This is a genomic window from Lysinibacillus sp. G4S2 (assembly GCF_030348505.1).
Lineage (GTDB): Bacteria > Bacillota > Bacilli > Bacillales_A > Planococcaceae > Lysinibacillus.
On record NZ_JAUCFJ010000002.1, the window covers coordinates 5,139,161 to 5,162,224 of the forward strand.

Here is a 23,064-nt window from a genome sequence, read left to right on the forward strand (position 1 = left end):
CTCCAATCAACTAATGTACATGGCATATATTTTTAAAAATGTCATCCACAGTTTTTGATGATGAGCCTCTTTAATGCCATTCCCAATTGAACGGATCTTGTAAACTTTCCCATGGGTTATTAAACTCATCTTCCGTTAATAAACACTTGTCCAATTCTTTTATAATCGCCTCTTTATCTAATTCAACGCCAATTATAACGAGCTGTGTCATGCGATCTCCAAATTCCTCATCCCAATCCTCTAGTACCTCAGGGCTTTGCAAGAAAACATCCTGCTGCTGTTCCTTTGGCAAAGCGGCTACCCAATAAGAGACTGGTTCTATTTTTGCCGATGAGCCAGCCTGTGATAGTAATAATGCAACATCCTGATGTTTCGCACTCCAAATAATACCCTTTGCTCTAACAATCGATTCTGGCATATGATCACACCATTCTACAAAACGCATTGAATGAAATGGTCTTCTACGCTTATAGGTGAAAGAAGAAATGCCGTACTCCTCTGTTTCAGGAGTATGATTTTCATGACCAAGCTCTAATTCCTTTAACCAACCAGCAGATTCGGATACCCTTTCAAAGTCAAAGCGTCCAGTATTTAATATCTCAGCTGGCTCTATTACACCATTAACTGTACGAATTAGCTTAGCTTCAGGTTGTAAAGCGCGCAAAATTCGCTCTAATCTTTCAAGCTCTTCAACTGATACTAAATCACATTTGTTTAAAACAAGGACATCACAAAACTCGATTTGATCAATGAGTAAGTCCGCAACATCCCGTTCGTCTAACTCACCGACTGCCTCCTTACGCTCCAAAAGACTTTCACCTGACTGAAAATCATGCCAAAAACGATTTGCATCTACTACAGTCACCATCGTATCAAGCTGGCAAAACTTTGTTAAATCAATACCTAGCTCCTCGTCTAAATAGCTAAACGTTTGGGCAACAGGTATTGGCTCACTAATCCCTGTCGATTCAATTAAAATGTAATCAATAGTACCAAGCTTCGCGAGACGTTCCACTTCCTGCAATAAATCTTCACGCAGCGTGCAGCAAATACAACCATTCGATAACTCCACAAATTTTTCCTCTGTTCGTGAAATTCCGCTTCCATTTGCGATTAGCTCCGCATCAATATTAATTTCACTCATATCATTGACGATTACAGCCACACGCATATCCTTTTCATTTTGTAGAACGTGATTCATCATCGTAGTCTTACCAGAACCTAAATAACCACTTAAAACTGTAACAGGAATTTTCTTCACCATTTTTACAACTCCTCAAATCGTAATCATTACTATTTATAGTTTGTAATTAAAACATAGAATCCTACAAAATGCAACACTCGCTGAAAGAAGTTAAAAACTTAATAAAAATACATTGTTGACATATTTCATTAAAAATAATAATGTGCAAAGCGTAACGATTACGATTTAAAAGGAGGCATTTTATGCGTGTACAAGTAACATTAGCCTGTACAGAAACCGGTGATAAAAACTATATCACAACGAAAAATAAACGAAATAATCCTGAAAGACTGGAGCTTAAGAAATATTCCCCTCGTTTAAAAAGAATTACATTGCACAGAGAAACGAAATAACATAAAAATGACTGTTTCAAAAGTGACTTTGCTTACTTTTGAAACAGCCTATCTATTACGGGATAAAAAAATGCTATGTTCCCCTTTCCATAACGTGTGGTTGATTTCCATTCCAACTGGGGGCGTCCGATGAGCTGCTCCACTCGCTCCAAGGTCTCATCTGTGACTCCACTCAACCTATTACATGGTTAAAAAATGTCATCCACAACTTTTGGTGATGAGATTTCCTTATTATTTATTTCTATAGCTAGCTCGTTTAATTTCTGCTCCATGTCATCCAAAATACGTAATTTATGATCCAACTGCCCTTCAAAATCTACTGATTGGGCCAATACTTTATTTACTTGAGCATCTAATTGCGTAAGAACTTCTGGGTTAATCATCGTTTTTCCACTCCAGGAAGAGATTTGTTTTTTTTCATCCGCTAATTGTTGCGATAATTTTTCTATCTCACTGCTTTTTTCCTCTATTTCTTTAGTTAAATACTTATGGAGATTGTCTGAATCGGCTTGTTCTAAACGTGATTTCTCAATTACTTCAACCATTGTCTCCATTCGTTGGCTTATTTCTTTTGTAAAATCGCTCAGCTTGTTTTCAAGGCCAGCAATGTCCGTCTTATAATTAAAATCCGTATTCACTGAAAGTAATTCAACTTTAGTGTCTTTTAATAGTTTATTTTCTGCACGCAGCTCTTCTATTTCTTTTAATAATGTCTCTATCGAAGAAAGTTGTTTTTTTTTGTGAATTTCTCTTGTTTGAATATCATCATTGTAGGCTTGTGTATCTTTTTCATAGTCTCTCTTCAGCTTTAAAAGCTCCATTGAGAGCGCCTTCTTTTGATTGGTTAATTGGACGTTTTCTCGTTCTAGTCTTAGTACAAATGAATAATAATCACTATCTCTGAGCCTTTTAACTTCATTTTTATATTTCGCTAATTCAGCTCTTAAAAAAATGATCATCTGTTGTAGCTGAATAGGATCATTGTTTTTAACAATATCATTATCCATACTTGCACCTCCTATCACGAAAGCTTTTTAAGCAAATCAATCACTTCTTCAAATTGCTCCTTACTCTCCTCTAACATCTCGTCAAGCTGCTTCAGCATCTTCATTTCTCTTTCCTCATCACCTATTTCATCAACTTTTCTTTTTTCTCCTGATAGTAAATGGGTAATAAGCAGATTCAATGTGCCCTTTTCGAGATAAGCAAAGCTATTATTTTCTTCATTACTATAGTTAGATAGATTATCAAGCCGTTCCTTCATAAGTTGATGGACAACACTATCTTTTTTTTGATTCATATTTTCACGCTTACTCATTTTCACCCTCCTGTGTATAACTCATTCCATTTAGATTAATAGGATTCAAAACAACGGTACCACCTTCTAACTGATCACAATATGTAAATCCCATGATACTTCCTGAATAAGATGAATTCTGACCCCATTTGATCTGAAAGTTAGGAAATGATAGTATCTCGTTTGGCTCTAGCGTTGTTTTTCCTATAGGTCTAAGCCAGAACTCCTCCTTGCTTGATTTATCATTAATTCGCTCCCAGCTACTGTTTCCTTTTAAATTTGGTGCGAAATGTTCATAGACATATCTTCCTGAAAAGGAGAATGGGGAATCTTCAGGTAGCTTTATGCATAGATAAGGGTTCGTTATAGGCTGATTACCTATATTACGAATATGATAAGAGCCCAAGCATAGGCTTTCCTCATTGGGATTATAAGAAATATTGATTGAGGATGTGAAATAACTAATAACGTTAATACTTTCCGGAACAATAAACTCCTCAATCGTTTTTTTTATTTCATGAACATAAAAATCCGTTTGTTTTTTTATTTCATTTATTTTTTCTTCTACACGATTGATGCGAGTAAGCATAATCAGTACCCCCTTGCTAATAGTAATGAATTAATCAAAGCAAATTCAAACTTCTTTATATGTCAGTTACATCCTTTCATAAAAAAAAGAGAGGATTATCCTCTCTTTACAATATGATTTTCTTCTATGTGTTAGTACCATTAACCATGTGGTGGGAATACAGCAGGGCATTGCGCTGGGCGAACTACACCCGGACATGCGAACGGTAATTCTGCTCTTGGCTCGCAGAAAGTCGCTAAGAATTCCACTGTAACTGGGAATGTAGATTGAATACTTTGGCAAACTGATATAGTAACATGTAAATCGGTAAACGTAATTGTGTTTGTTCCAGCTTGTGGAGTTCCTACTGAACACACGAAACAATCTAGATCTGTGAATAAAATTTCTACATCTGTCCCTTGCGGCGCACATAATGTAACTTGTTCACAACGTGAAACTGTAATCGGAAGGCTTGTAAACCTTTGACCATTTAGTGCAGTAACAACTAACGTAAGAGTGAAGGTCTTCTGAATAGTCAGGTTTTGAAGACATACCGTAGCACTATCAATAGTGAATTGACGATTCTCACGGTGCAAAATCTTAACAGGACTAGTTGCACTTGGAACTACACTACATGTAACCACAGCGTTGACTAAGTCAGTAGTTGCTGTTACTCCTGGAAAAGAAATTGGGCCAGTAGGGGAAAACTCAAACGAAGCTTCTTTTACAATCCAGTCAAACACCTTATCGACGTTTATACAAATTGGTTCTTGCAATTGGGATGGCATATTATCTTGCATCCTTTTGACACCTCCATAATTTTTTACCTTTCGTTTGTATCTTATGTTTTCTGACTAAAAGTGCATGGGCTAAAAAGTAATTCGTTTTGGTTTTTATTAAAATACTTATGTAACAGTATGTATCGTTTTTGCTTACTTCTCCACTTCTTAAGTAGAAACAAAAATGTTTGAAGGATCGGTATATTTGTAACAAAAAGTAAGTATTTTTAATAAAATATTAATGGACTGAAAGGGGTGAAATGCAATGGAAGATTCGAAATTGTACGCCACTCAAGACATTGGAAAATTGAAGCAAAAAATAGAAGCCTACAAGGACACGTTAACTTCATTAAAAACGGGAACTTCAATTGAAGATTATTTATTTATGAAAAGGGATTTTGATGGGATTAAAACGCAAATGGCACTTTTAGAAGGGCTAACTGAAACAATAGATGATAAGCAAAACTCACAAATCGAAGGCAATGAGGAGCAGATAAAACTTCTATCAGCACAAATTGAGTCTCTGAATCAAACGATTGAGGAAATGAACCAAGAAACACTAAAGGTTTTAAACAAATTACTCACTAGTGAAAATACTGAAGCTCCAGCCACTACACCTAAAACTGAAAACACATCTAAATTTATTGCTAACGGTGCTCAAAGGGATTCGAACATTACACAGACAACAAACCAATTGGCGATTGCATTAAAACAGCCATCTTATAAAATGCTACAAAGTCTGGCAGGTAAAGCAAAAAATGCGCAATTAGATGTAAATAATGATATACCTTCTGCTCACAACGGAAATCAAGGAAGTATACCTGAAGAACGCCATTTTAATCAACAATATTTTCAATCAATAAATACTCATCCAAGCCAACTATATAATGGTTTATATAGAAATACCACATCCAAAACTACCTTCCTTTTTAAAAACGCTACCAATGCACAGGAAATTCCAATTAGTGTTTATGAATCTAATACTTTACCGCATACCGAAATCCATAATTCCACTGACAATGATCTTAATGCGAAAGATTTCGTTAATTACGGAGAACTCGAAAAAATTAATAACACTGTCATTATAGATGATATGAGCTCTGTAATAACAAATGAGCCTGTCACTTCTGAAGCAGCTGAAGTAATTAATAAACCTGTCATTCTTGAAGCTTCTAAAGTAGTTCTTGAACAGGACATTCCTAAAGCTTCTGAAGTAATTCTTGAACAGGACATTCCTAAAGCTTCTGAAGTAGTTAAGCAAGTTTACACAAATACATTCACCACTTCAAAAAGTGACGTATTTGAAGTCTTTGAAGATACGCCAGAGGAAAAATATGAAACCCAAATACAATTTGAAGAGGTAAGCAAACAATCTGAGTTAAAAGAAGAAGCAACTGAAGAAGGGCATAAAAAAGAAAAGAACTCTTTGTTTTTCAATTTCTTTCGAAAATGGAGTTAGTTTAAAATTAGGATGTACAATGTTTAACAAACTGGAGAAGTATACGATGAATAAGTCCAATAAGTATGAAAATACATATTGGACTTTTTTATGGTCAATTGAAAAAGTAATTCCTATTAGTAAGTATTCACAAAATGCCAAAGCTTCTCAAAAGAAGCCTCAAAATTTCCACAAATAAAACTACGATACAGATAATTGCCCTCCCCCCCCCCTTATACACTGAATAGAATAATGAAGAAAGGGGGTGTTAAAATGTGTATAAATAATTCTATGTGCGGCTGCTCATCTAATAATGTTTGTGAAAATTTTGGACCATTCTTAGCTGTTGACGCTGCATGTATTACTCCATCAGTTAATAAGGGATCGATTATTCCATTTTCTTCCGGTGTTACTACTGTTACATTAGCTACAATTGCAAATGGAGTAATTGGTGTACCTAGCCTTATTGGTTTCGGTAGTGCCGTTCCAGGTGTAACTATTGTAAATAATACTCTTAACTTATCGAATATCATAACTGAAGCATTTGTTGTACCACGTGCAGGTAATATAACAGCTATTTCTGCATCTTTCTCTGCCTTAGCAACTGTAGCTATTCCTCCTGCTACTACCCCTGTTCCTCTTGCTGGAACAACAACACTAAGAGCTCAAGTGTATCTTGCACCCGCAGGAAGTAACGTATATACTGCTACGAGTGTATTTGTAAACTTAGCTCCAGCATTCTCAGGACTTTTAATCGGTAATGAGATTGCCTTTAATTCTGCTAATGTCATTCCATTCCCAGTTGCAGTAGGTGACAAACTGTTAATGGTATTTTCAATCGCTGCAACAACAGGTGTTACTATTGCTCAAGCAATTACAGGAACAGCAAGTGCTGGTATTACAATTGAATAAGAATGCTATATCCTTTCATAAAAAAATAACTTGAATGTATTAAATTTAAGCCCTTTTCACAATACAAAGGCTTTTATTTCCTAAATATTGTGACTGGCGAAGCTTAACTTGATCGATAGTAACCCTCTATGATATGGAATTATAAGCTGTTGATATAAGCTCCCAGTTATCACCTTTATAACTTTACAAAATGAAGCGACTTCTTGGTTTAGAAACAAGAAGTCGCCTTTTTTTCTGTATGAATGATCTTAGTCATTTACAGTTTTATAATTTCACCAAAGCATTCTTAATATGAGCAAGATGATGCTTCCCATGCCAAGCGTACAAGGCTAAGGCTTTTTCAAGTGTCATTAACCCTGAATCAGGATGATGAAACGCTCGCTGTAATTGCTCTTCTGATAAGCTTTTTAGTAAATAAAACCAGCGTTCATGTAAACCCTCAATCATTTTATAAGATGTCGATGCAGGCATTTCTGAATCCGGAAGCTGTGCCCAATCCACTTCGTTATAAGGTTTAATTGTTGGAACATCCTCTGTCAAAGCTAGCTTAAAACGAATATAGCTATTCATATGACTATCCGCAATATGGTGGACAAGCTGCGTAACCGTCCAGCCGTTTTCTCGGTAGGATTTTGCTAATGATTGTTCACTTGCATCATTAAGTGCCTCGGCTAGTTGTTCGGGTAATAGACGAATATCCTCCATCCACCCCTTTACTTGCTGCGCTGTAACGACTTCAGGAAATTGAAATTGCCCAATTGGATATCGTAAATCGGTCATGTAGCTTTCCTCCGTTTCTATTTTCTTACTTTTCATATTACCAATTTAATATTTTTCACGCCACTATGTATAAAACCATCATTTTGTAAGAATTATAGCTTACAAAACAAGGGTCATTGTTTGAACAATTAACTTTTCTATTCATTGATATCATAAATTAACGTATCAAAATAGCTCCCATTGGTATACACTAACATCGCCCTTTCACCAGGTTTTGGGATTTTCACACTTGAAGGTGTATGAGCATCTGCACCATTAACAGGTCCACCAAGTCCTATAGTCCAACCATCTACTAAAATAGGATGAATCGTTTTAGAATCTTTATGATACCCAACAATTGTTAACTTGGAATTACGACTTTCTTCAATCCCCCACCATTTTTGACTGCTTAAGCTTGGCATATTGGCACCCATAACGCCTGATTTATTGGCATTACCGATGATCCCTCTATCCCCAAACTCTACTGCCTTGTTGTCCCAATCAATCGATTTAAAATCACTTTCTTGTACAAAATCAGGTAAATCATCTGGCAGAGCAACAGCTTTCTCATTCATTGTACAGCCAACTAAAAATAACAACACTGTAAAGAAAACTATACACCGCTTCATTACATCGCTCCCTATATAGTCATGATATCTACTATGAAACGAATTATGCAAACTGATTGTTACAGAGTATTCAGAAAAATAAGCGTGACCTGTTATTCTATAGATCTCATCACAAATTTAACTAACGTCTTTAACGGATGAGTAATCGTTAACGCTGACTCTTTTTCAAATTGCTGTGCTGCTTCAACCATTGAAAGCTGTGCAACTGAAATCTGCCGCTGCTCCCTCGCTACATGCTGAAGGGTTTGTCTAATAGCAGTATTATACGTTTCCTTTTTTCCCTGCATAATTAGCTCAAAAGCATCGTCGATAACTTTTGCTACAACATCTATCGATTTTTCATGCTGCTCAGCGTACCTTCTACAGTTTCAGGATTTGTAAAAAGAATCGTTTGAGGCTGCTTTTCTTCACATACGGTTTCAAAATAGGGCTCATCTATTTTAATAATTGGAATAGAGAGGTCCAGCTGTTCTTCCTCTAACAATGCAATATAATTCGTACACGTTATTAAAATAGCATCAATACTACAGCTCGCCATCCATTCAAGCTGCTCTTTAACTTTAACAGCTAACCCATTAGTCCCCTTTGGAACTTGCTGTATAAGACCAGGATCCGCAAAATGAACTAGCTCCACGTTGTCGATGTTTTGAAATGTATGTTCTATATACTCAATATTTGAATGGTGTGCATGCAAGCATCCGAGCTTCTTCCTCAAGTGTAATCCCCCTAATTAATAAGCTGTTTTTCCATTGTTGCGATATCAAGAGAAATGCCATTACGATTTTCTCCCATAACGTTATGAATTACTGATGCATCATTTGCTTGCGCTAAAATAATGTTCATCTTCAATCACCCCTCAATGAATTAATATACATTATAACGTATCCCAGACAAAACGAAGAGGCTGGGACAAAACCTCATTTTTCTGCAATGACAGCGACAAAAATCTTTAATGAGCTGCAGTTTTGAGATTTATCGAGAACTTTTGATTGTTTATCGACCAACTTTATCGATTTATCAACCAACTTTTTTAATTTATCAACCAACTTTTGAAAAATATCGACATCTACCTACTATCTGACCACACTGATAATTTGCATCGCTTATGACATAAGCCTATTTTTTACGCAAAATTCAACATCAAAAAAGCGCGAGAAATCAACGTTTCTAAATTGATTTCTCGCGCTTTTTAAGGTTTTGACCAGTTTTGTCCCAGCCACTATCGACATTAATATTTATTCACAAAACGTATTGCTCTACTCATAACAGTTGGGACAACTGATGCATGATTTTCCTCCAACGCTTCATAAAACGCAATGTCCATAATTTTTCCTAAATCGCTGGCAATTTGTTGTGCATCATCAACCATAAAGGTTTCCAGTTCCCCTACACCTATAAATAATTTTTCATATGCATATGGACGCTCTTTTATAAATTTTGAAACATAATTTACTAGTTCATGCTCATTCCACCAAATAGAAGGGCTTATCGCTATATAACGTTGGAAGCTTGATTGATGATGGAATAATTGCCAAAGCACAAAGTAACCCGCCAATGAATGGCCGAACAGTGCTTGCTGCTGTACATTTACAGGGAATTGCGCCTGAATACTTGGCTTTAATTCCTCCTCTAAAAATCGACTAAAGTTCTCTGCTCCTCCATGCTTCTCATAGCCCTTACCTTTAAATCTTGCAGGATAAGTGTACGTTTGGGCTTGTCCTGTAAAATCATAAAATCGTCGTTCATGCATATCGGCTCCATGCCCGATACCAACTACAATAGCTGGCAAAATACTTGTTTTAGGCGCATTGCGGCTTTGCAGGCGGACTGCTTCCTTCACAAGGTGAAAGTATGACGATCCGTCCAATACATATAAAACGGGAAACCCTCCTGCTGGTACTTCTCCATTCGGTACATAAATATTTATCGTATAAGTATAATTAGTAAACTTCGATATAATTTGCTGCGTCACATAATCAAGTGTATTCACGATTTTCTCCTCAATCATTTGCCGGCCTCCCTCAAAACATCATAACCATAGCATACTGGTGTTTTCGTAACAGGATCCTCCATAATACGTGCATGAATATTGAATACATTTCGCATAACATCTTCACATAAAATTTCGCTTGGTGTTCCAGTTTTCATCACAACACCCTGCCGCATTGCGATTATATGATCAGAATATCGTGCTGCGTGATTAATGTCGTGTAATACCATAACAATCGTACATCTATGCTGCTCGTTCAAGTTTTTCACAATTTCTAGCACTTCTAACTGATGTGCCATATCTAGATAAGTCGTCGGTTCGTCTAATAACAAAATATTTGTTTCTTGCGCTAAGGCCATTGCAAGCCATACACGCTGGCGCTGACCCCCAGAAAGCTGTGCAAGCTCGCGATTGCGATACTCATTTGTATTTGTGACAGTTAAGGCCCACTCAATCATTTCCTCGTCCTTTTTTGTTAAGCGGTTCACATTATTTCGATGCGGATAACGACCATAGGCAATAAGTTCCTCGACCTTTAACTGACCAGGTGCATTAGGCGTCTGAGATAAAATAGCTAGCTTTTTCGCGATTTCCTTTGTCGATAAATTTTGCATATTTTGATCTTGTAAATAAACCGTGCCCTGCAGCTTCTTTAATATACGACCGATTGTTTTTAATAATGTTGATTTCCCACACCCATTGGGTCCTATAATGGTCGTAACCTTCCCCTCTTCAATTGTTAAATTTAAGCCTTCAAACACACGAACTTGCTCATAGCCGGAAGATAAATTTTCCATTCTAAATGCAGTTTGTATACGATTTCCCCCTATGCCTTTGATTTCACTAGTAAATATAAGAAATACGGAATCCCAATAATCGAGACAACAATACCAACCGCTAACTCAGACGGCGCAAATACTGTTTTTCCTATAAAGTCAGCTAAAATAAGTAATCCCGCACCAATCAACGCACTTACTGCCATGACATAACGATGTTGTATACCGACAAGCTGTTTAGCAATATGTGGCGCCATTAGTCCAATAAAGCCGATACTGCCTGATACTGATACACAGGCACTGACTAAGCCAACACTTGCCAATAATAGCTTCATTTTCTCTTTTTCCACCGCTATCCCTAAGCTTGTAATACTATCCTCTTCTAATTGAAAATAATCGAGCAAATATGATTTCCGATAAACGTAAATGCCTAATAAAATAAGCCATGGCAACATAGTCACTACAAAAATCCAGTTTGCATTATAAATAGAGCCCGCCATCCAAACTGCGGCAGCTTCATAATCTTGAGCATTCATTTTCAATGATAAAAACAGTGACAGTGCCGCAAAGCCACTATTAATCGCAATTCCTGTTAAAATAAGTCGCTGCATATCTAAATGACCATTTTTCCAGGCAAACGAAAAAATAAGTAGAGCAGCCAAAGCACCGCCCACAAATCCAAACATCGGCATCATCAAAACAGATAACCAGCTACTCATATCTGCAGACACGACACGGAATTGAAAGAAAAACATGAAGATAACCACTGCTGCACCAGCACCCGCATTAATCCCTAAAATTCCTGGGTCTGCTAAGCCATTACGTGTAATCCCCTGTAGCACAACCCCTGCCATGCCTAGACCAACACCAACAAGTGCTGCGATGACAATACGTGGTAAACGGAATTCAAAAATGACAAGATCAAATTTTGGATTTGGCTCAATACGTAGCAATGTTCTTAAAACATCCATCACCGACATATCAAAAACACCATTTGTAATATGAAGATAGCTGGCACCTAAAATAAATACAATGAGTATTGCAACAGTCATAACGAATACACTTGAGGTTTTTTTACGCACGTTTTTCACCTCCGTGTTTGCGAACTAAATATAAGAAGAATGGGACACCAACCAATGCCGTTAATACGCCGATTGGAGTTTCAAACGGATAATTAACAAAGCGACTGAGTACATCACAAAGTGCTAAGAAAAACGCACCGATTACAGCTGCACATGGAATGATAAAGCGATAATCTACACCAACAAGAAAACGTGTAATATGAGGAATTACTAACCCTACAAAGGAGATTTTTCCTACAAGTGCTACTGCGGTACCTGTTAAACATACAACAGCAAGCATGCTAATGATTTTCACCGCTTTCGTTTTTTGTCCAAGTCCAATAGCGATATCTTCGCCTAGTGAAGTGATCGTAATAGCTTTAGCTGATACTAATGCAAGAACTAAACCAATCAATCCAAATGGAATAGATAGCATGAGCATATCCATGTCCACCATATGTACCTTTGTGTTATACCAAACACTTACTGTTTGTGATACTTGGAAATACATCGCAATAGCTGTGGCAATACTGCTTAAAAATGTACCAATGACCGTCCCAATAATGGCAAGTCTTACTGGTGATAAACCATTTCGAATTAAAGAGCCAAAACCAAATACAATTCCTGCCCCTAATGCTGAACCGAGCATAGAAAGTAGGATCATTTGGTAATTCGGAAGCCCTGGGAAAAATACTATTGCTAACGTAATAACAAATGCTGAACCATCATTAACGCCCATTAGTGATGGAGACGCTAAATAATTTCGTGTAATACCCTGCATAACAGCGCCGGCTACTGCTAAAAATGCCCCCACTAGTAAAACTGCGGTAATTCTAGGGATACGCCCTGTTCGCACAATTTGGTGGTCCACATTTGAAGGGTCAAACGCAGTAATCGCCTGCCACGCCGTTATTGCGCTAATGTCTTTTGTACCGTACATAACGGACACTAATGCCACAATCGCAATTAGGAATGGAGAAGCTGCTAGTATTGAAAATGCCGCAATGTTTGTTTTTTTCAACTTCCACACCTTTTTCTATATCAATTTCACCTTGGCGTAGTTCCGGCTGTCACTTTGCTTTCGCACAGATTAACAATGCGTCCGGAATCTTTATCTTATAAAAGGCTGGTAATAGACTGGTGATACCACCAAATCTACTACCAGCCTATCTACTATTTAAGTAATTTTTCAGCTGTGATATCTAAGAATTTCACCTTAGACCATGCAGTACCACCTTGCGCTAAAGGTTCAATCGCATTGACGAAAATCTGATTATTTTGTGATGCCTTCAAGCTCGCAAAAATCGGATTCTTTTGTAGTTCTTCTAACGCTTTCGGTGCATCGGCATTTTCTGATTCCTCAAACTGAAGGAAAATAGTATCTGGATTTACCTCTGCTAATGTTTCAAGAGATATTTCAGCTTGAGCCTTTGTAGTTTTTAAAATTTCTGGTATTGGAGCACCTAAATCTTCATATAGCACAGGATTTAAGTAAACTCCCGCAGGATAGATATACATTACACCACCGCGTACTCGAATAACTAGAATGTCCTTGCCCGCTAGTTGCTCTTTAGATTTAGCTTGAGCATCAGCAACCTTTGCATCATAATCTGCAATGATTTTTTTAGCATCGTCTTCTTTATCTGAAAGCTGCGCAAGTAATGTTAAGTTCTCTTTCCAATTTGTAGAGACATGCGAATACGGAATCATCGTTTGAATTTTATTAAGCTTTTCAGCAGTTTCCTCAGGGAATTTTGAGGTACCTAAAATAACATCTGGATCGAGTTTTAGAATGGCCTCTGCATTCGGCTCCATTTTATTTCCTACAAGCTCAGCACCTTCTAATTCTGTAGCAAGATATGAAGGGATTTTCCCACCAACATCAAGCACGCCAACAGGCTTAATACCGAGCATTGCCGCATCTTCCATAGATTCTAAGCTAGCCGCTACAATGTTTTTCACTTCTGCTGGAATTTCATATTTTTCGCCTAAATATGTAATCGTCTGTGTTTTCGCTTTATCCGTTTGTGTTTCTGTTGCACTTGTTTCTGCTGCATTATTTGTAGATGTAGTAGACTCTTCTGCTTTCTCCGTCCCACATGCAACCAAGGATAGAGCTAATAGAGCAGGTGCACACATTTTAAAATATTTATTCATCATTATTCTCTCCTAACAAATCGGAATCATATTGATAATGATAATCGTTTTCATTTACAAGTCAATAGGATTCATCGATTTAATTGATATTCATTATCATTTACGGATATTATCCTAACAAAGAGAGAAACGGTTGTGAATGGACGATTTCATAAATCGCATGGACTTTTGCCGATTTTTGATTACAAAAAGAGCTGCTTCTTTTTTCAAGAAACAACTTTTTATAAGTATTTAGCTTCCTTAAGCATTGTTTTTCGATATGCTGTCGGGGACATTCCAGTACATTTTTTAAATACTCGACTAAAATAAAAGCAATCGGTATAACCTACACATTCTGCTATTTCTGCTACAGGAGAATCATCATATTTCAGTAACTCCTTCGACCGTCGTATGCGATACTCTGTTAAGTAAGCGCTGGGATTCATTCCAGTATGCTGTTCAAACAAATAGGCAAATCTACGACGCTCGACACCAAATTCTGCAGCAATTTTTGAAACAGAAAGTGGTTTAGCATAATTCTCATGTATATACTGTAAAGCTTGCTCCATCTTGTCGCTTGCTGTATCGAGAATCTTCACTTTTGCCGATACAAGAATCGCTTCCAAAAGATTCATAAATAGAGTCTTTGCTTTGAAAATAGACATATTCCCCGGCATTGATTGGCTTTCTAGTAACTGCTGTATATAGTCAATAATTTTTGTATGATAGCCTGTTTTGATTAAAAAGTGCTGAACTGATAATGGATATAAAGTTGCTTCTTCGGGAGGAAGTTGATAATGGATAACCGCATACTCCCATTCATTATCATCGGTAACTTTAATCTCGATTGGCATTTGTGGCCCAGCATGTACGACCACACCTGGCTCCATTACATAAGGGATACCATTAAAACTAAAGATGGCACTACCAGCAAGTGGTACAACTAACCCGCACTTCCCAGGAGCTGTTGTTCGTCCTGTATCTACTTGCCCCGGCTCCATTTTATTTGTAAAAACATCCGTAAAACTTACAGACGCATGTGCATAGTAATCGATTAAATGCTTGATATCCACTTTATTGCCTCTTCATTCTTTAAAACTTTCTGGATTTGTGAAAAATGATGCAAATCATGATCTACTAAACTAGCAAAATAACCATGAAGTGTTAATTCAGTTGTACCTATTTTAAAAGGCTGTTGCCATCGCTTATCATCTATTGGATGAAGTGCGTTCATTAGCTGATGTCTCTGATTTATAAAATTGGCTACCGTCTCTTCTTTACTTTGTACACGACTATTCCTTGCTGCACTAGCATTCATTTCTTCTACAGGTGGACCTTTTGGGAGACTCTCTTCTATAAAGAGAAACGGAAGACGTTGATTTAACACGAATTCATCCCATGGTGTAAGATGCCCAATTACCTCTGCAACCGTCCATTTCCCAGGTTCTATAGGTGTACGCCATTGTTCCTCAGTTATAATTGCCAAACTTTCTACAAATGCTATGGATTTTTCATAATGCGAGATTATTTGATTTTTATCGTGATGCAAATTCTTCAGCTCCTTCACTTCTTTTTAATAGATAATCTGTAGCTTCGGCCAAATTGACTTCCACTGCTTGCTTTGAATCCTCTTCTCATAAATCTCATGCATTTGAGAACCTTTTTGAAAATATGGTGTAGGAGCGACAATCCCAGACATTAAGTGCTCGATATCATGAGGTGCAGCTAATTCAAGTATTCCATTAGCCAGCCTTACACCAATAGCTGTCGGTATTTCAGGAAAATTAGCCATTCCATCAATAGATGATTGATATGGTTCACTATTATTTATTACATGCATTCTTGCTTGATTTTTCACAGACCAAGGTTCATTCGGTAAATATTTTTTCAAGTCTTGTTCATACTGCTTCTCAAAATTCTCTAAAGAGTTTACTTTGTCGAAATATATCACATCAATATCTGCTAATGGCGTTCTGTATTCTTTTTCATGCAGAACATCCCACACCTTCGAACGAATAAACCCAGCACATATCCATGAATCAGGTAATTGTAGCTTTTCTACAGTTGTTAAAATGTCCATCATCCAGTCATCTGCCTCAATTAATTTCTTTAACTCTCCCTCTGTTTTTATAGGTTGCATTCAATCACCTCTTTACGCTGCGTCCCATTATTGATTCTCAAGCCAAGCTCTTATTTTTTCAGCAACATCCTTAGGTGCTTCACGAAAAATATCATGACCTGCATCCTCGATTGGCTCAATGTCCACGTTTTTCATTCTAGCTTGCAAAGTTTGAATACTCTTCCTTCTAGTAGATTCTAGTTCAACTGGTTTCGTTGCACGTATTAGAAGAGTCGGACAATGCACCTGTTCAACTATATCGGTGACTAGTTCCATATAAATACCTTTTATCATGGATTGTGCAGTAAACGTAGAAATCGTTAGTCTTATTTCTCCATCCTGTTCCTTAACTTGAGCCCTTGATGCCTCTTCAAGCTCTTCTGACCATCGTGAAAGCTCTTCTTTTTCCGATTCAAAAAATACGTCCCAAGATGGGAACCTCACTTCATTACAGAAATTTTCTATGTTTTGTAATTCATTTTCTAATGTCATGCCTAAATCTTGTGATGACAAGTAACCTCCATCTAACAAGATCATACCCTTTATCTGTTTAGGATATTTAGCAGCATAATGCAAGGCTAAATCAGCTCCTAAAGAATGACCAACCAAATAATGGGATTTACCACCTAACTGTCGGTTTATTATATTTTCTATCTCAACAATCAAATTGGAAGGACAATAAGCATTCTCTTCTTCCAAAGCTTTTGCATAACCATGTCCAGGTAAATCAAAGGATACAATATGATACTCTGTTAAATACTTTGCTAGTTCTCCAAATGCTAAACCCGTACTCCCTAGTCCATGTAAAAAGATTAAAGTTGGATTTTGTGAGTTGCCCCATTGATATATACTTTGCTTCATTTCTACCATCCCCTTTGGTGAATAATAACTTCCATTAATTACAATAATAACTATTTTCAAATCTATTTCAAAGGGGCTAAACGAATGAAAATAAGCATGGCTAATTAGAAGAGGTCGGAGCTTTAAGGGGGACTGTACATATAGTGGAAGAGAAAAATCAATTGTACTTTGTACCGATTATATGCATAAATCTCATTTATACAAAATCGAAAATAATATATTAGATTTATAAATGTTCTAGCAATACCCTTTAACTAACAACGTTAAAGGAGACGCTTATGAAAAAATCATCTTTTATTTTAATCGTAATGCTTGTCATTTTAATTGGACTTTTTTATACGAAACTGTCACTGAAACTCGTTATTATAGGAACTATTGCCGCTTTTATCGGTACGCTAGCTGGCGGTGGTGGGCTTATTACAATCCCCGCTATGATGCTTGTTGGCATACCTATTCAAACAAGCATTGCTACGAATAAGTTTTCATCAGGCATTGCAGCTTTGTCGAGCATCTTTTATCTTCTTTATCATAAGGAGCTTCGACTAGCATCTATTATGAAATATGTCGCTGTAGCCATTGCTGGAGGTATTTGTGGAGCACTTCTAACAGTATCCATCTCCGAAAAAACAATGAATGTTATCGCATGTATTTTACTTATTTTCGCCCTGTTTGTAACGTTAAAAAATAAAGAGTGGACTGTTACCTCGAAAGAAAATGACACGAAACACGACAATAAATTATGGCAGCCATTTTTAATTGCGGTTTATGACGGAGGTTTTGGACCTGGCTCTTCAACCTTCAGCATACTACATTATTTACGCTACCATTACTCCTACATAAAGGCAGTACAGCTCACACGTGTGCTTATATTCGGGAGCTGTACTGGCGCATTTTTAGTATTTTATCAAACCGGCTTTATTCAATGGCAATATGCGATTGCGATGGCAGTAGGGTCTATTATCGGCTCTCAAATCGGACTTTTAGTTCTACCGAAAATTCCGATAAAAGTAGCTAAAATACTACTAACAATTATTATTTCATTGCTACTTATTCAAGTAACAATAAAAATAATTTAACGGCTTAAATGTTCATGAATTAGCTTCCATTCATTATTCTCTATTACAAAAACATTCGTTGCTCTACCGCTACCTGATACAAATTTCCCGTTATGATAGCCTTCATAATGGTATGTATAAATACAGGTAGCAGATTTTTCATCAACCGTAAGCCACTGAATATCAGTAGCTGAATAAACTTCTTCCTTTATCAAGTTCCATGCATTATTAAAATAGGTCCCTATTTCTTCCAAAGTTGTGCATGTTTTATCGGTAAACCAATACACTGCTTGCGGATGCAAGCTCTCCTTTACATTATTAAAATCATGGGAATTTGTCGCTGTAATATAACGCTCTAAAGCTTTTTGATACATCAAGAAACCCTCCTTTTTCAACAATATTAGCTGAAATCCCATTATATAGGAATATCATTATGGCTAATTACCAGTAGTACATGCTAGCAATATTGCTTGTTCAATAATTTTCACTTCTAGTTAACATAGATGGATTAATGATGTCTGCTACAGCCAAATATAGATTCTCCGGATATTCAGCTAAACGATGGCATAAGTATAAATACCAATCCGTTCCATACGTAAGATAAATCTTACAGCGGTACTCCTTCTCTTTTAATTGACGTATCAAATCTGGCTGTATACCATAAAGCATTTCTATCTCTACATTTGGATGATTAAAATATTGTCTTTGTTCCATTTCTTGAATCAATAGTTCATCATGCGTAGCTATCGAGATTGGATGATTGGCATTAATCAACTGCTCTACATAATGAAGATAACGTTCATTCAGTGCTTCTGATCTTTTCTGCGCAACGTCGATCGGCTCCTGGAAAGCACCTTTAACAAGCCTTATTTTCCCTGGGTATTGAATAAGCTGCTGTAAATCCTTCTCTGTACGATAGAGATGAACTTGTAGCGTAATCCCGACATTGGAATATTGGTTAGCTATTTTTTTATAAATATCGAGGATATCGCTCGTCTTTGATGACTCCTCCATACTAATCATCAATGTAATTCTGAACTGATATGCTTTTTTAGCTAGCTCAATTAAGTGTTTATACGCCAGTTCCGTATTAACAGAAAGTCCAATATGCGACAAATCTAACGACACAGTTTGTCCTATCGCCAATGCACCCATGCCCTCAATAAGTTGCAAATATTCATCTTTAGCCTTTCGACATTCCATCAAATCAGTTGTATTTTCCCCTATAAACTCTAGTGATATTTGGTAATCCTTGGCGATGAATTCTCGAGCAATTGGAATAGCATCCTTTCTCTCCTCACCCGTAACATACCGATTCGCTGCCTTCCATAATAACGGATAGAGTTCTGTTGACTGTTGAACGTCATGTTTCATTTGAGCATTCCTCGCTGCAGATTTTAATGCTTGAATCACTATTTCTTCTGTCTTTTTCATTTTTATTCCTCCTCTTATCTATTTCCCAGTACTTTAACATGATAAAATTGGTAAGAGTAGAACCACTTTATATAATTTTTCAAGGTACCAATTTTAAGTAGGAGGAGAGAAAGTTGTTATGGATACCAATCGATCATTCTTCAGATATACCTCTAAACCGGCAAGTTTATCAGCAAATTCGGGAAAAAATATTAAATGGCCATCTTCAAGCAGGTGAAAGACTAGCATCTACACGTGAGCTTTCTGTCGAGCTAAAGGTCTCAAGAAATGTCATTTTGGAAGCTTACGATCAATTGTTAGCAGAGGGGTTTTTAATTGCCCGAAGAGGTTCAGGTACATTTGTTGCAGAGGGAGCCTTTTTAACACAGCATGAGACACCATTTTTATATGAAGTCGATGAAAAAAAGGTGAAAAATCATATTATTAATTTCCGTTCAGGTATTCCAGCATTGGACTTATTTCCCCGTAAAACATGGGCAAAGCTATCACATCAACTGTGGAATGATATTGAATCAACTAATTTTGGATATGACTTTCCTGAAGGTCGTTTAGAATTAAGACAAACGCTGGCACACTACTTATTAAGAACTAGAGGTGTTAACTGTCATCCAGAACAAATTATCATTACATCAGGCGCTACACAAGCATTGACACTGGTTTCTCGATTGCTTTTATCACCTAATGATATAGCCATTATAGAAGATCCTATTACGAATGATATTCAAACGATTTTTAAATCTTCAGGTGCCTCTCTTTATCCAATACCTGTAGATGAATATGGGATGAAGACAGCGTTAATACCAGAAAATTTGCATCCTAAATTTGTCTTCCTGACTCCATCACATCAATTCCCACTGGGGGGTACGCTTCCAATACAGCGCAGAATTCAATTAATCAATTTCGCAAGAAGAAATAATTGTTTTTTAGTTGAGGATGACTATGATAGTGAGTTTCGCTATGAAGGTCCACCTGTCAGCTCTTTACAGGGTTTAGATCTAGAACGTGTACTCTATATAGGCTCTTTTAGCAAGATTCTCTCTCCAGCTTTGAGAATAGGTTACATCGTTCTCCCAACTCATCTAATCGAGAAATGTCGGCAGCTGAAATGGTTTACTGACTTACACACACAATCATTGGATCAGCTTATTCTTGCTCGCTTTATTAAAGAAGGCTATTTAGAAAGACATATTGCAAAGATGAAGAAGTTCTATAAAAACCAGCGAGATTTTCTTATCCAATGTTTGCAAACAACCTTTTCAAATAAGGTGAAGATTTTAGGTTACACTACCGGTATGCATTTAATTGTTGAATTAGAGGATATTCATTTTTCTAAAGAGGTATTGTTTAAAATCGAACAACTTGGTGTAAAAGTATACCCTGTAGAGGATCATTCGATAGAGAAAGGGAGACACAATAATCGGATTATTTTTGGGTATGGACATTTAAAGAAGAATGAAATAGAAGAAGGCGTGACAATACTATTTCAAGCAGTCTATGATGAGGTAAAGTACTAAGGGGGATTTCCAATGCTCGCTACTATTCAGAAACAACAAAATAACTATGTCGTAAAATTTAACCGTCCATTATCACATTCAGTTGAAGCTGTGTGGGCCGTATTAACGGAAAATGGAAAGCTTCAAAAATGGATGAACAATTTAGAAATCATCGATCTTCGAAAAAACGGTAAAATCCATTTTAATATGAATGATGGAACAGATACTTATATGGAAATAACAATTACAGACTACGTTGAGAAGGAAGTGCTCGAATTTGACTGGGGCAAAGATACAGTCAGATTTGAACTCTCCCCCACTAGCAGCGGTTCCAAATTAGTATTACTTGAATCGATTGGTGAGCTAACTGAGCATACACCAAAGGATTTAGCTGGCTGGCATATATGCTTAGACCTGCTTTCAGACTTATTAAATGGAACTTTACATGAAAAATTTCCAATGGAAGAATGGAAAAAATGGTTTGTGGAGTATAAGCAGCTTGTGGATGATGTAGAGAAGATTTAAGCCATTCTAAATAGAACTCCTAAGGTGTGAAGTTCTTTTATTAAAAGTTAAGAGTTAAAGTAATACACTTAATAGGTCAGTCAGACATTTTTATAGAATAATAAAATTGAAACTATTTCAAATTTCAATCGTATAAAATAAGGAAGATTTCTAGGAGGTGTTTGTAATATGACGTTTATTGAATTGGCTATTCTAACTTTTTTAACTGTATGTTACCTGCCTTTCTTTATCTGGCTTTCTGCTAGTTATCTAAGTAACGGTGATAAATCAAAAAGGGAAAATATCTTTTGCTTATCATTGATGTCAGTTGCATTATTAAATGCTTTGAATTCTTTCTTGTTTAAGATACAAGATACATATGCTTTAGCAGTAATGGTTATCATCTTTTTATTATTTAACCTATACATGTTTTTAATTGTTCGGAAAGATAAAAGAAAAGTATCATTTTAAACGTAGTGACACAATAAATAATCCCCTTGAAGTAGACAATGTAAAATTCCATGTCGAAATTCAAGGGGATATTTTAAAAGACAACGAAAAATTGGTGTAGAACTAGTTTTTGGATTCTTGAAGGCTAAGCATTTCACTCGATTTTCTTTAAAATAGAGTGAACATGGTTAGACTAGGCGACTCCTTAGGGATCAGCGTCACAGATGAGACCATGGAGCGTAGCGGATGTTTTCTGTAGCGAAAGCAAAGCGGCAGCAACAAATGTTTTCTGTGCGAAAGCGAAGCGTCAGCAACAAAGCGCCCAGTCGGAACGGAAATCACCCCCTCGTTTTGCCGAAGAGCCGTACTTTATCAATTTGGCACCTTTCAATATTATTTAATGATAAAAAGCTGTAGCAATTTCAAGTGCTTTTAGCGGATCCTTAATTGAATCCAGCGTATAGACAAGCTTGTCTTCCTGCCAAACAATTAAATTTCCTGATTCATATACATCTAACTGTGCAGAACCGTGTTGCTTTGGAATTGGAAGCATATGCGATTCTAAAAATTGTACTGCCTGCTTAGCAAGCTTTACACCAGCTTCCGGATTGTCTGTTCTTGTATGGGTTGCTACTGCCCATCTTCCCTCATTCCAACCAGTCCATAAAGAGCCAGCACCTGCATCTTGATAGCCTTTAATGTTGGAACCAAGATCAACTTCTTGACCGCCCTTTTGACTAAAGTTCTCAAAAGCAATTTGCTCACTTGCTTCGTCTGCATTTTCATATTGCTTCACTAAGAGCCGAGCAATAACGGTCGCTCTATCTGGTTGTTTTAGTTTAATATCGTTGATTGGCAAATACTCTTTGCTTTCAAAAAATACTATTTCAACTTCGTTAGTTTCCGCCTTCGTCGTTGCTGTTAAAAATGTACCTTCTGTGATCGGTAGCCCTTTTGGTAAAGTTATCGGTAAATTTGTGTTAAGCTGGTCCTTAACATTTTTCAGTGCTCCAGCCTGTGTAATGGATGCTACCGTGTTTTCCTTATTTGGTTTAGACGATTCTTGTTGATTTTCATGCGATTGTTGCTCTTCTTCTTGTGGCTTATTTGGCACATTAGGTTTTTCTTCTTCATCAGAGCATGCACTAATTATACTGAGACTTAAAAGCATTAAGGCAAAAAGTGACTTTTTCATCATGTAGGCCCC

28 protein-coding genes and 1 pseudogene are annotated in these 23,064 nt (G+C 36.8%); 8 read left to right on the forward strand and 21 right to left on the reverse strand.

What is annotated here, in order from left to right:
* Positions 1-70: 70 nt before the first annotated feature.
* Complete coding sequence (locus QUF91_RS26140; protein WP_289420130.1) at positions 71-1,261, reverse strand: GTP-binding protein; 1,191 nt, start codon at positions 1,259-1,261, stop codon at positions 71-73.
* Between the two features lie 185 nt (positions 1,262-1,446).
* Here QUF91_RS26140 and rpmG point away from each other — a divergent pair, with 185 nt between their 5' ends.
* The gene (gene rpmG, locus QUF91_RS26145; protein WP_285400017.1) at positions 1,447-1,596 is read left to right on the forward strand and encodes a 50S ribosomal protein L33; all 150 of its coding nucleotides are present in this window, start codon (positions 1,447-1,449) and stop codon (positions 1,594-1,596) included.
* Positions 1,597-1,784: 188 nt separating this feature from the next.
* Here the strand turns inward: rpmG and QUF91_RS26150 are convergent, their stop codons facing one another.
* The 4 genes from QUF91_RS26150 to QUF91_RS26165 form a co-directional block, all read right to left on the reverse strand.
* A complete protein-coding gene (locus QUF91_RS26150; protein ID WP_289419838.1) occupies positions 1,785-2,603 on the reverse strand; it encodes a hypothetical protein in 819 nt (272 codons plus the stop codon).
* Positions 2,604-2,617: 14 nt separating this feature from the next.
* Entirely contained in the window at positions 2,618-2,914 is a 297-nt protein-coding gene (locus tag QUF91_RS26155) for a hypothetical protein (RefSeq protein WP_289419839.1), read from the reverse strand.
* Entirely contained in the window at positions 2,907-3,482 is a 576-nt protein-coding gene (locus tag QUF91_RS26160; protein WP_289419840.1) for a hypothetical protein, read from the reverse strand. Before QUF91_RS26160 ends, QUF91_RS26155 begins: the two co-directional genes overlap by 8 nt.
* 140 nt (positions 3,483-3,622) lie before the next feature.
* The gene (locus QUF91_RS26165) at positions 3,623-4,261 is read right to left on the reverse strand and encodes a BMQ_0737 family morphogenetic spore coat protein (RefSeq protein ID WP_289419841.1); all 639 of its coding nucleotides are present in this window, start codon (positions 4,259-4,261) and stop codon (positions 3,623-3,625) included.
* 244 nt (positions 4,262-4,505) lie between these two features.
* On the opposite strand from QUF91_RS26165, the gene QUF91_RS26170 reads away from it, so the two are divergent.
* Complete coding sequence (locus QUF91_RS26170; protein WP_289419842.1) at positions 4,506-5,699, forward strand: hypothetical protein; 1,194 nt, start codon at positions 4,506-4,508, stop codon at positions 5,697-5,699.
* Positions 5,700-5,951: 252 nt separating this feature from the next.
* A complete protein-coding gene (locus tag QUF91_RS26175) occupies positions 5,952-6,590 on the forward strand; it encodes an exosporium glycoprotein BclB-related protein (RefSeq protein ID WP_289419843.1) in 639 nt (212 codons plus the stop codon).
* A gap of 264 nt (positions 6,591-6,854) precedes the next feature.
* Here QUF91_RS26175 and QUF91_RS26180 read toward each other — a convergent pair whose 3' ends face one another.
* The 13 genes and pseudogenes from QUF91_RS26180 to QUF91_RS26240 all read right to left on the reverse strand — a co-directional run bounded on the left by QUF91_RS26180 (position 6,855) and on the right by QUF91_RS26240 (position 16,921).
* Positions 6,855-7,370, reverse strand: a complete 516-nt coding sequence (locus QUF91_RS26180; RefSeq protein ID WP_289419844.1) for a YfiT family bacillithiol transferase — start codon at positions 7,368-7,370, stop codon at positions 6,855-6,857.
* 137 nt (positions 7,371-7,507) lie between these two features.
* On the reverse strand, positions 7,508-7,978 hold the full coding sequence (locus QUF91_RS26185; protein WP_289419845.1) for a hypothetical protein: 471 nt from the start codon (positions 7,976-7,978) through the stop codon (positions 7,508-7,510).
* A gap of 92 nt (positions 7,979-8,070) precedes the next feature.
* Positions 8,071-8,693, reverse strand: a pseudogene (locus tag QUF91_RS26190) (hypothetical protein).
* An 11-nt stretch (positions 8,694-8,704) separates the two neighbouring features.
* A complete protein-coding gene (locus QUF91_RS26195) occupies positions 8,705-8,827 on the reverse strand; it encodes a hypothetical protein (RefSeq protein ID WP_289419846.1) in 123 nt (40 codons plus the stop codon).
* Positions 8,828-9,206: 379 nt separating this feature from the next.
* A complete protein-coding gene (locus tag QUF91_RS26200) occupies positions 9,207-9,986 on the reverse strand; it encodes an alpha/beta hydrolase (RefSeq protein ID WP_483308097.1) in 780 nt (259 codons plus the stop codon).
* On the reverse strand, positions 9,983-10,765 hold the full coding sequence (locus tag QUF91_RS26205) for an ABC transporter ATP-binding protein (protein ID WP_289419847.1): 783 nt from the start codon (positions 10,763-10,765) through the stop codon (positions 9,983-9,985). The genes QUF91_RS26200 and QUF91_RS26205 overlap by 4 nt, the downstream gene beginning before the upstream one ends.
* Positions 10,766-10,794: 29 nt before the next feature.
* The gene (locus QUF91_RS26210) at positions 10,795-11,826 is read right to left on the reverse strand and encodes a FecCD family ABC transporter permease (protein WP_289419848.1); all 1,032 of its coding nucleotides are present in this window, start codon (positions 11,824-11,826) and stop codon (positions 10,795-10,797) included.
* Entirely contained in the window at positions 11,819-12,826 is a 1,008-nt protein-coding gene (locus QUF91_RS26215) for a FecCD family ABC transporter permease (RefSeq protein ID WP_483308098.1), read from the reverse strand. The genes QUF91_RS26210 and QUF91_RS26215 overlap by 8 nt, the downstream gene beginning before the upstream one ends.
* A 152-nt stretch (positions 12,827-12,978) precedes the next feature.
* On the reverse strand, positions 12,979-13,962 hold the full coding sequence (locus tag QUF91_RS26220) for an ABC transporter substrate-binding protein (protein ID WP_289419849.1): 984 nt from the start codon (positions 13,960-13,962) through the stop codon (positions 12,979-12,981).
* A gap of 221 nt (positions 13,963-14,183) precedes the next feature.
* On the reverse strand, positions 14,184-15,014 hold the full coding sequence (locus QUF91_RS26225) for a helix-turn-helix domain-containing protein (protein ID WP_289419850.1): 831 nt from the start codon (positions 15,012-15,014) through the stop codon (positions 14,184-14,186).
* A complete protein-coding gene (locus QUF91_RS26230) occupies positions 14,996-15,490 on the reverse strand; it encodes a DinB family protein (RefSeq protein WP_289419851.1) in 495 nt (164 codons plus the stop codon). Before QUF91_RS26230 ends, QUF91_RS26225 begins: the two co-directional genes overlap by 19 nt.
* 24 nt (positions 15,491-15,514) lie before the next feature.
* The gene (locus QUF91_RS26235; protein ID WP_289419852.1) at positions 15,515-16,081 is read right to left on the reverse strand and encodes a nucleotidyltransferase family protein; all 567 of its coding nucleotides are present in this window, start codon (positions 16,079-16,081) and stop codon (positions 15,515-15,517) included.
* A gap of 27 nt (positions 16,082-16,108) precedes the next feature.
* On the reverse strand, positions 16,109-16,921 hold the full coding sequence (locus QUF91_RS26240; RefSeq protein WP_289419853.1) for an alpha/beta fold hydrolase: 813 nt from the start codon (positions 16,919-16,921) through the stop codon (positions 16,109-16,111).
* Between the two features lie 278 nt (positions 16,922-17,199).
* On the opposite strand from QUF91_RS26240, the gene QUF91_RS26245 reads away from it, so the two are divergent.
* The gene (locus QUF91_RS26245) at positions 17,200-17,997 is read left to right on the forward strand and encodes a sulfite exporter TauE/SafE family protein (RefSeq protein ID WP_483308099.1); all 798 of its coding nucleotides are present in this window, start codon (positions 17,200-17,202) and stop codon (positions 17,995-17,997) included.
* On the opposite strand, the gene QUF91_RS26250 is transcribed toward QUF91_RS26245, so the two are convergent.
* Together QUF91_RS26250 and QUF91_RS26255 are read right to left on the reverse strand one after the other, a co-directional pair.
* Complete coding sequence (locus tag QUF91_RS26250) at positions 17,994-18,353, reverse strand: YybH family protein (protein ID WP_289419854.1); 360 nt, start codon at positions 18,351-18,353, stop codon at positions 17,994-17,996. The two genes, QUF91_RS26245 and QUF91_RS26250, sit on opposite strands and share 4 nt — an antisense overlap.
* Before the next feature lie 97 nt (positions 18,354-18,450).
* Entirely contained in the window at positions 18,451-19,410 is a 960-nt protein-coding gene (locus QUF91_RS26255) for a proline dehydrogenase family protein (RefSeq protein WP_289419855.1), read from the reverse strand.
* A gap of 113 nt (positions 19,411-19,523) precedes the next feature.
* On the opposite strand from QUF91_RS26255, the gene pdxR reads away from it, so the two are divergent.
* The 4 genes from pdxR to QUF91_RS26275 all read left to right on the forward strand — a co-directional run bounded on the left by pdxR (position 19,524) and on the right by QUF91_RS26275 (position 22,258).
* Positions 19,524-20,924 (forward strand): MocR-like pyridoxine biosynthesis transcription factor PdxR, encoded by a 1,401-nt coding sequence (pdxR, locus tag QUF91_RS26260; RefSeq protein ID WP_289419856.1) that lies wholly within the window; start codon positions 19,524-19,526, stop codon positions 20,922-20,924.
* Positions 20,925-20,936: 12 nt separating this feature from the next.
* On the forward strand, positions 20,937-21,428 hold the full coding sequence (locus QUF91_RS26265) for an SRPBCC family protein (RefSeq protein WP_289419857.1): 492 nt from the start codon (positions 20,937-20,939) through the stop codon (positions 21,426-21,428).
* A gap of 168 nt (positions 21,429-21,596) precedes the next feature.
* Positions 21,597-21,878: a hypothetical protein gene (locus tag QUF91_RS26270; protein WP_289419858.1), complete on the forward strand. Its 282-nt coding sequence runs from the start codon at positions 21,597-21,599 to the stop codon at positions 21,876-21,878.
* 203 nt (positions 21,879-22,081) lie between these two features.
* A complete protein-coding gene (locus tag QUF91_RS26275) occupies positions 22,082-22,258 on the forward strand; it encodes a hypothetical protein (protein ID WP_289419859.1) in 177 nt (58 codons plus the stop codon).
* Here QUF91_RS26275 and QUF91_RS26280 read toward each other — a convergent pair.
* Positions 22,255-23,052 carry a hypothetical protein gene (locus tag QUF91_RS26280; RefSeq protein WP_289419860.1) on the reverse strand — a complete coding sequence of 266 codons (798 nt, stop codon included), beginning with the start codon at positions 23,050-23,052 and terminating at the stop codon, positions 22,255-22,257. The genes QUF91_RS26275 and QUF91_RS26280 overlap by 4 nt on opposite strands.
* Between the last annotated feature and the right edge of the window lie 12 nt (positions 23,053-23,064).

Excerpts from the sequence above, each read along its gene's own strand:
- rpmG (WP_285400017.1), top strand. The coding sequence starts at position 1,447 with ATGCGTGTACAAGTAACATTAGCCTGTACAGAAACCGGTGATAAAAAC.
- QUF91_RS26150 (WP_289419838.1), bottom strand. The coding sequence starts at position 2,603 with ATGGATAATGATATTGTTAAAAACAATGATCCTATTCAGCTACAACAG.
- QUF91_RS26155 (WP_289419839.1), bottom strand. The coding sequence starts at position 2,914 with ATGAGTAAGCGTGAAAATATGAATCAAAAAAAAGATAGTGTTGTCCAT.
- QUF91_RS26160 (WP_289419840.1), bottom strand. The coding sequence starts at position 3,482 with ATGCTTACTCGCATCAATCGTGTAGAAGAAAAAATAAATGAAATAAAA.
- QUF91_RS26165 (WP_289419841.1), bottom strand. The coding sequence starts at position 4,261 with ATGCAAGATAATATGCCATCCCAATTGCAAGAACCAATTTGTATAAAC.
- QUF91_RS26170 (WP_289419842.1), top strand. The coding sequence starts at position 4,506 with ATGGAAGATTCGAAATTGTACGCCACTCAAGACATTGGAAAATTGAAG.
- QUF91_RS26175 (WP_289419843.1), top strand. The coding sequence starts at position 5,952 with ATGTGTATAAATAATTCTATGTGCGGCTGCTCATCTAATAATGTTTGT.
- QUF91_RS26180 (WP_289419844.1), bottom strand. The coding sequence starts at position 7,370 with ATGACCGATTTACGATATCCAATTGGGCAATTTCAATTTCCTGAAGTC.
- QUF91_RS26185 (WP_289419845.1), bottom strand. The coding sequence starts at position 7,978 with ATGAAGCGGTGTATAGTTTTCTTTACAGTGTTGTTATTTTTAGTTGGC.
- QUF91_RS26200 (WP_483308097.1), bottom strand. The coding sequence starts at position 9,986 with ATGATTGAGGAGAAAATCGTGAATACACTTGATTATGTGACGCAGCAA.
- QUF91_RS26205 (WP_289419847.1), bottom strand. The coding sequence starts at position 10,765 with ATGGAAAATTTATCTTCCGGCTATGAGCAAGTTCGTGTGTTTGAAGGC.
- QUF91_RS26220 (WP_289419849.1), bottom strand. The coding sequence starts at position 13,962 with ATGAATAAATATTTTAAAATGTGTGCACCTGCTCTATTAGCTCTATCC.
- QUF91_RS26235 (WP_289419852.1), bottom strand. The coding sequence starts at position 16,081 with ATGCAACCTATAAAAACAGAGGGAGAGTTAAAGAAATTAATTGAGGCA.
- QUF91_RS26240 (WP_289419853.1), bottom strand. The coding sequence starts at position 16,921 with ATGAAGCAAAGTATATATCAATGGGGCAACTCACAAAATCCAACTTTA.
- QUF91_RS26245 (WP_483308099.1), top strand. The coding sequence starts at position 17,200 with ATGAAAAAATCATCTTTTATTTTAATCGTAATGCTTGTCATTTTAATT.
- QUF91_RS26255 (WP_289419855.1), bottom strand. The coding sequence starts at position 19,410 with ATGAAAAAGACAGAAGAAATAGTGATTCAAGCATTAAAATCTGCAGCG.
- QUF91_RS26265 (WP_289419857.1), top strand. The coding sequence starts at position 20,937 with ATGCTCGCTACTATTCAGAAACAACAAAATAACTATGTCGTAAAATTT.
- QUF91_RS26270 (WP_289419858.1), top strand. The coding sequence starts at position 21,597 with ATGACGTTTATTGAATTGGCTATTCTAACTTTTTTAACTGTATGTTAC.
- QUF91_RS26275 (WP_289419859.1), top strand. The coding sequence starts at position 22,082 with ATGAGACCATGGAGCGTAGCGGATGTTTTCTGTAGCGAAAGCAAAGCG.
- QUF91_RS26280 (WP_289419860.1), bottom strand. The coding sequence starts at position 23,052 with ATGAAAAAGTCACTTTTTGCCTTAATGCTTTTAAGTCTCAGTATAATT.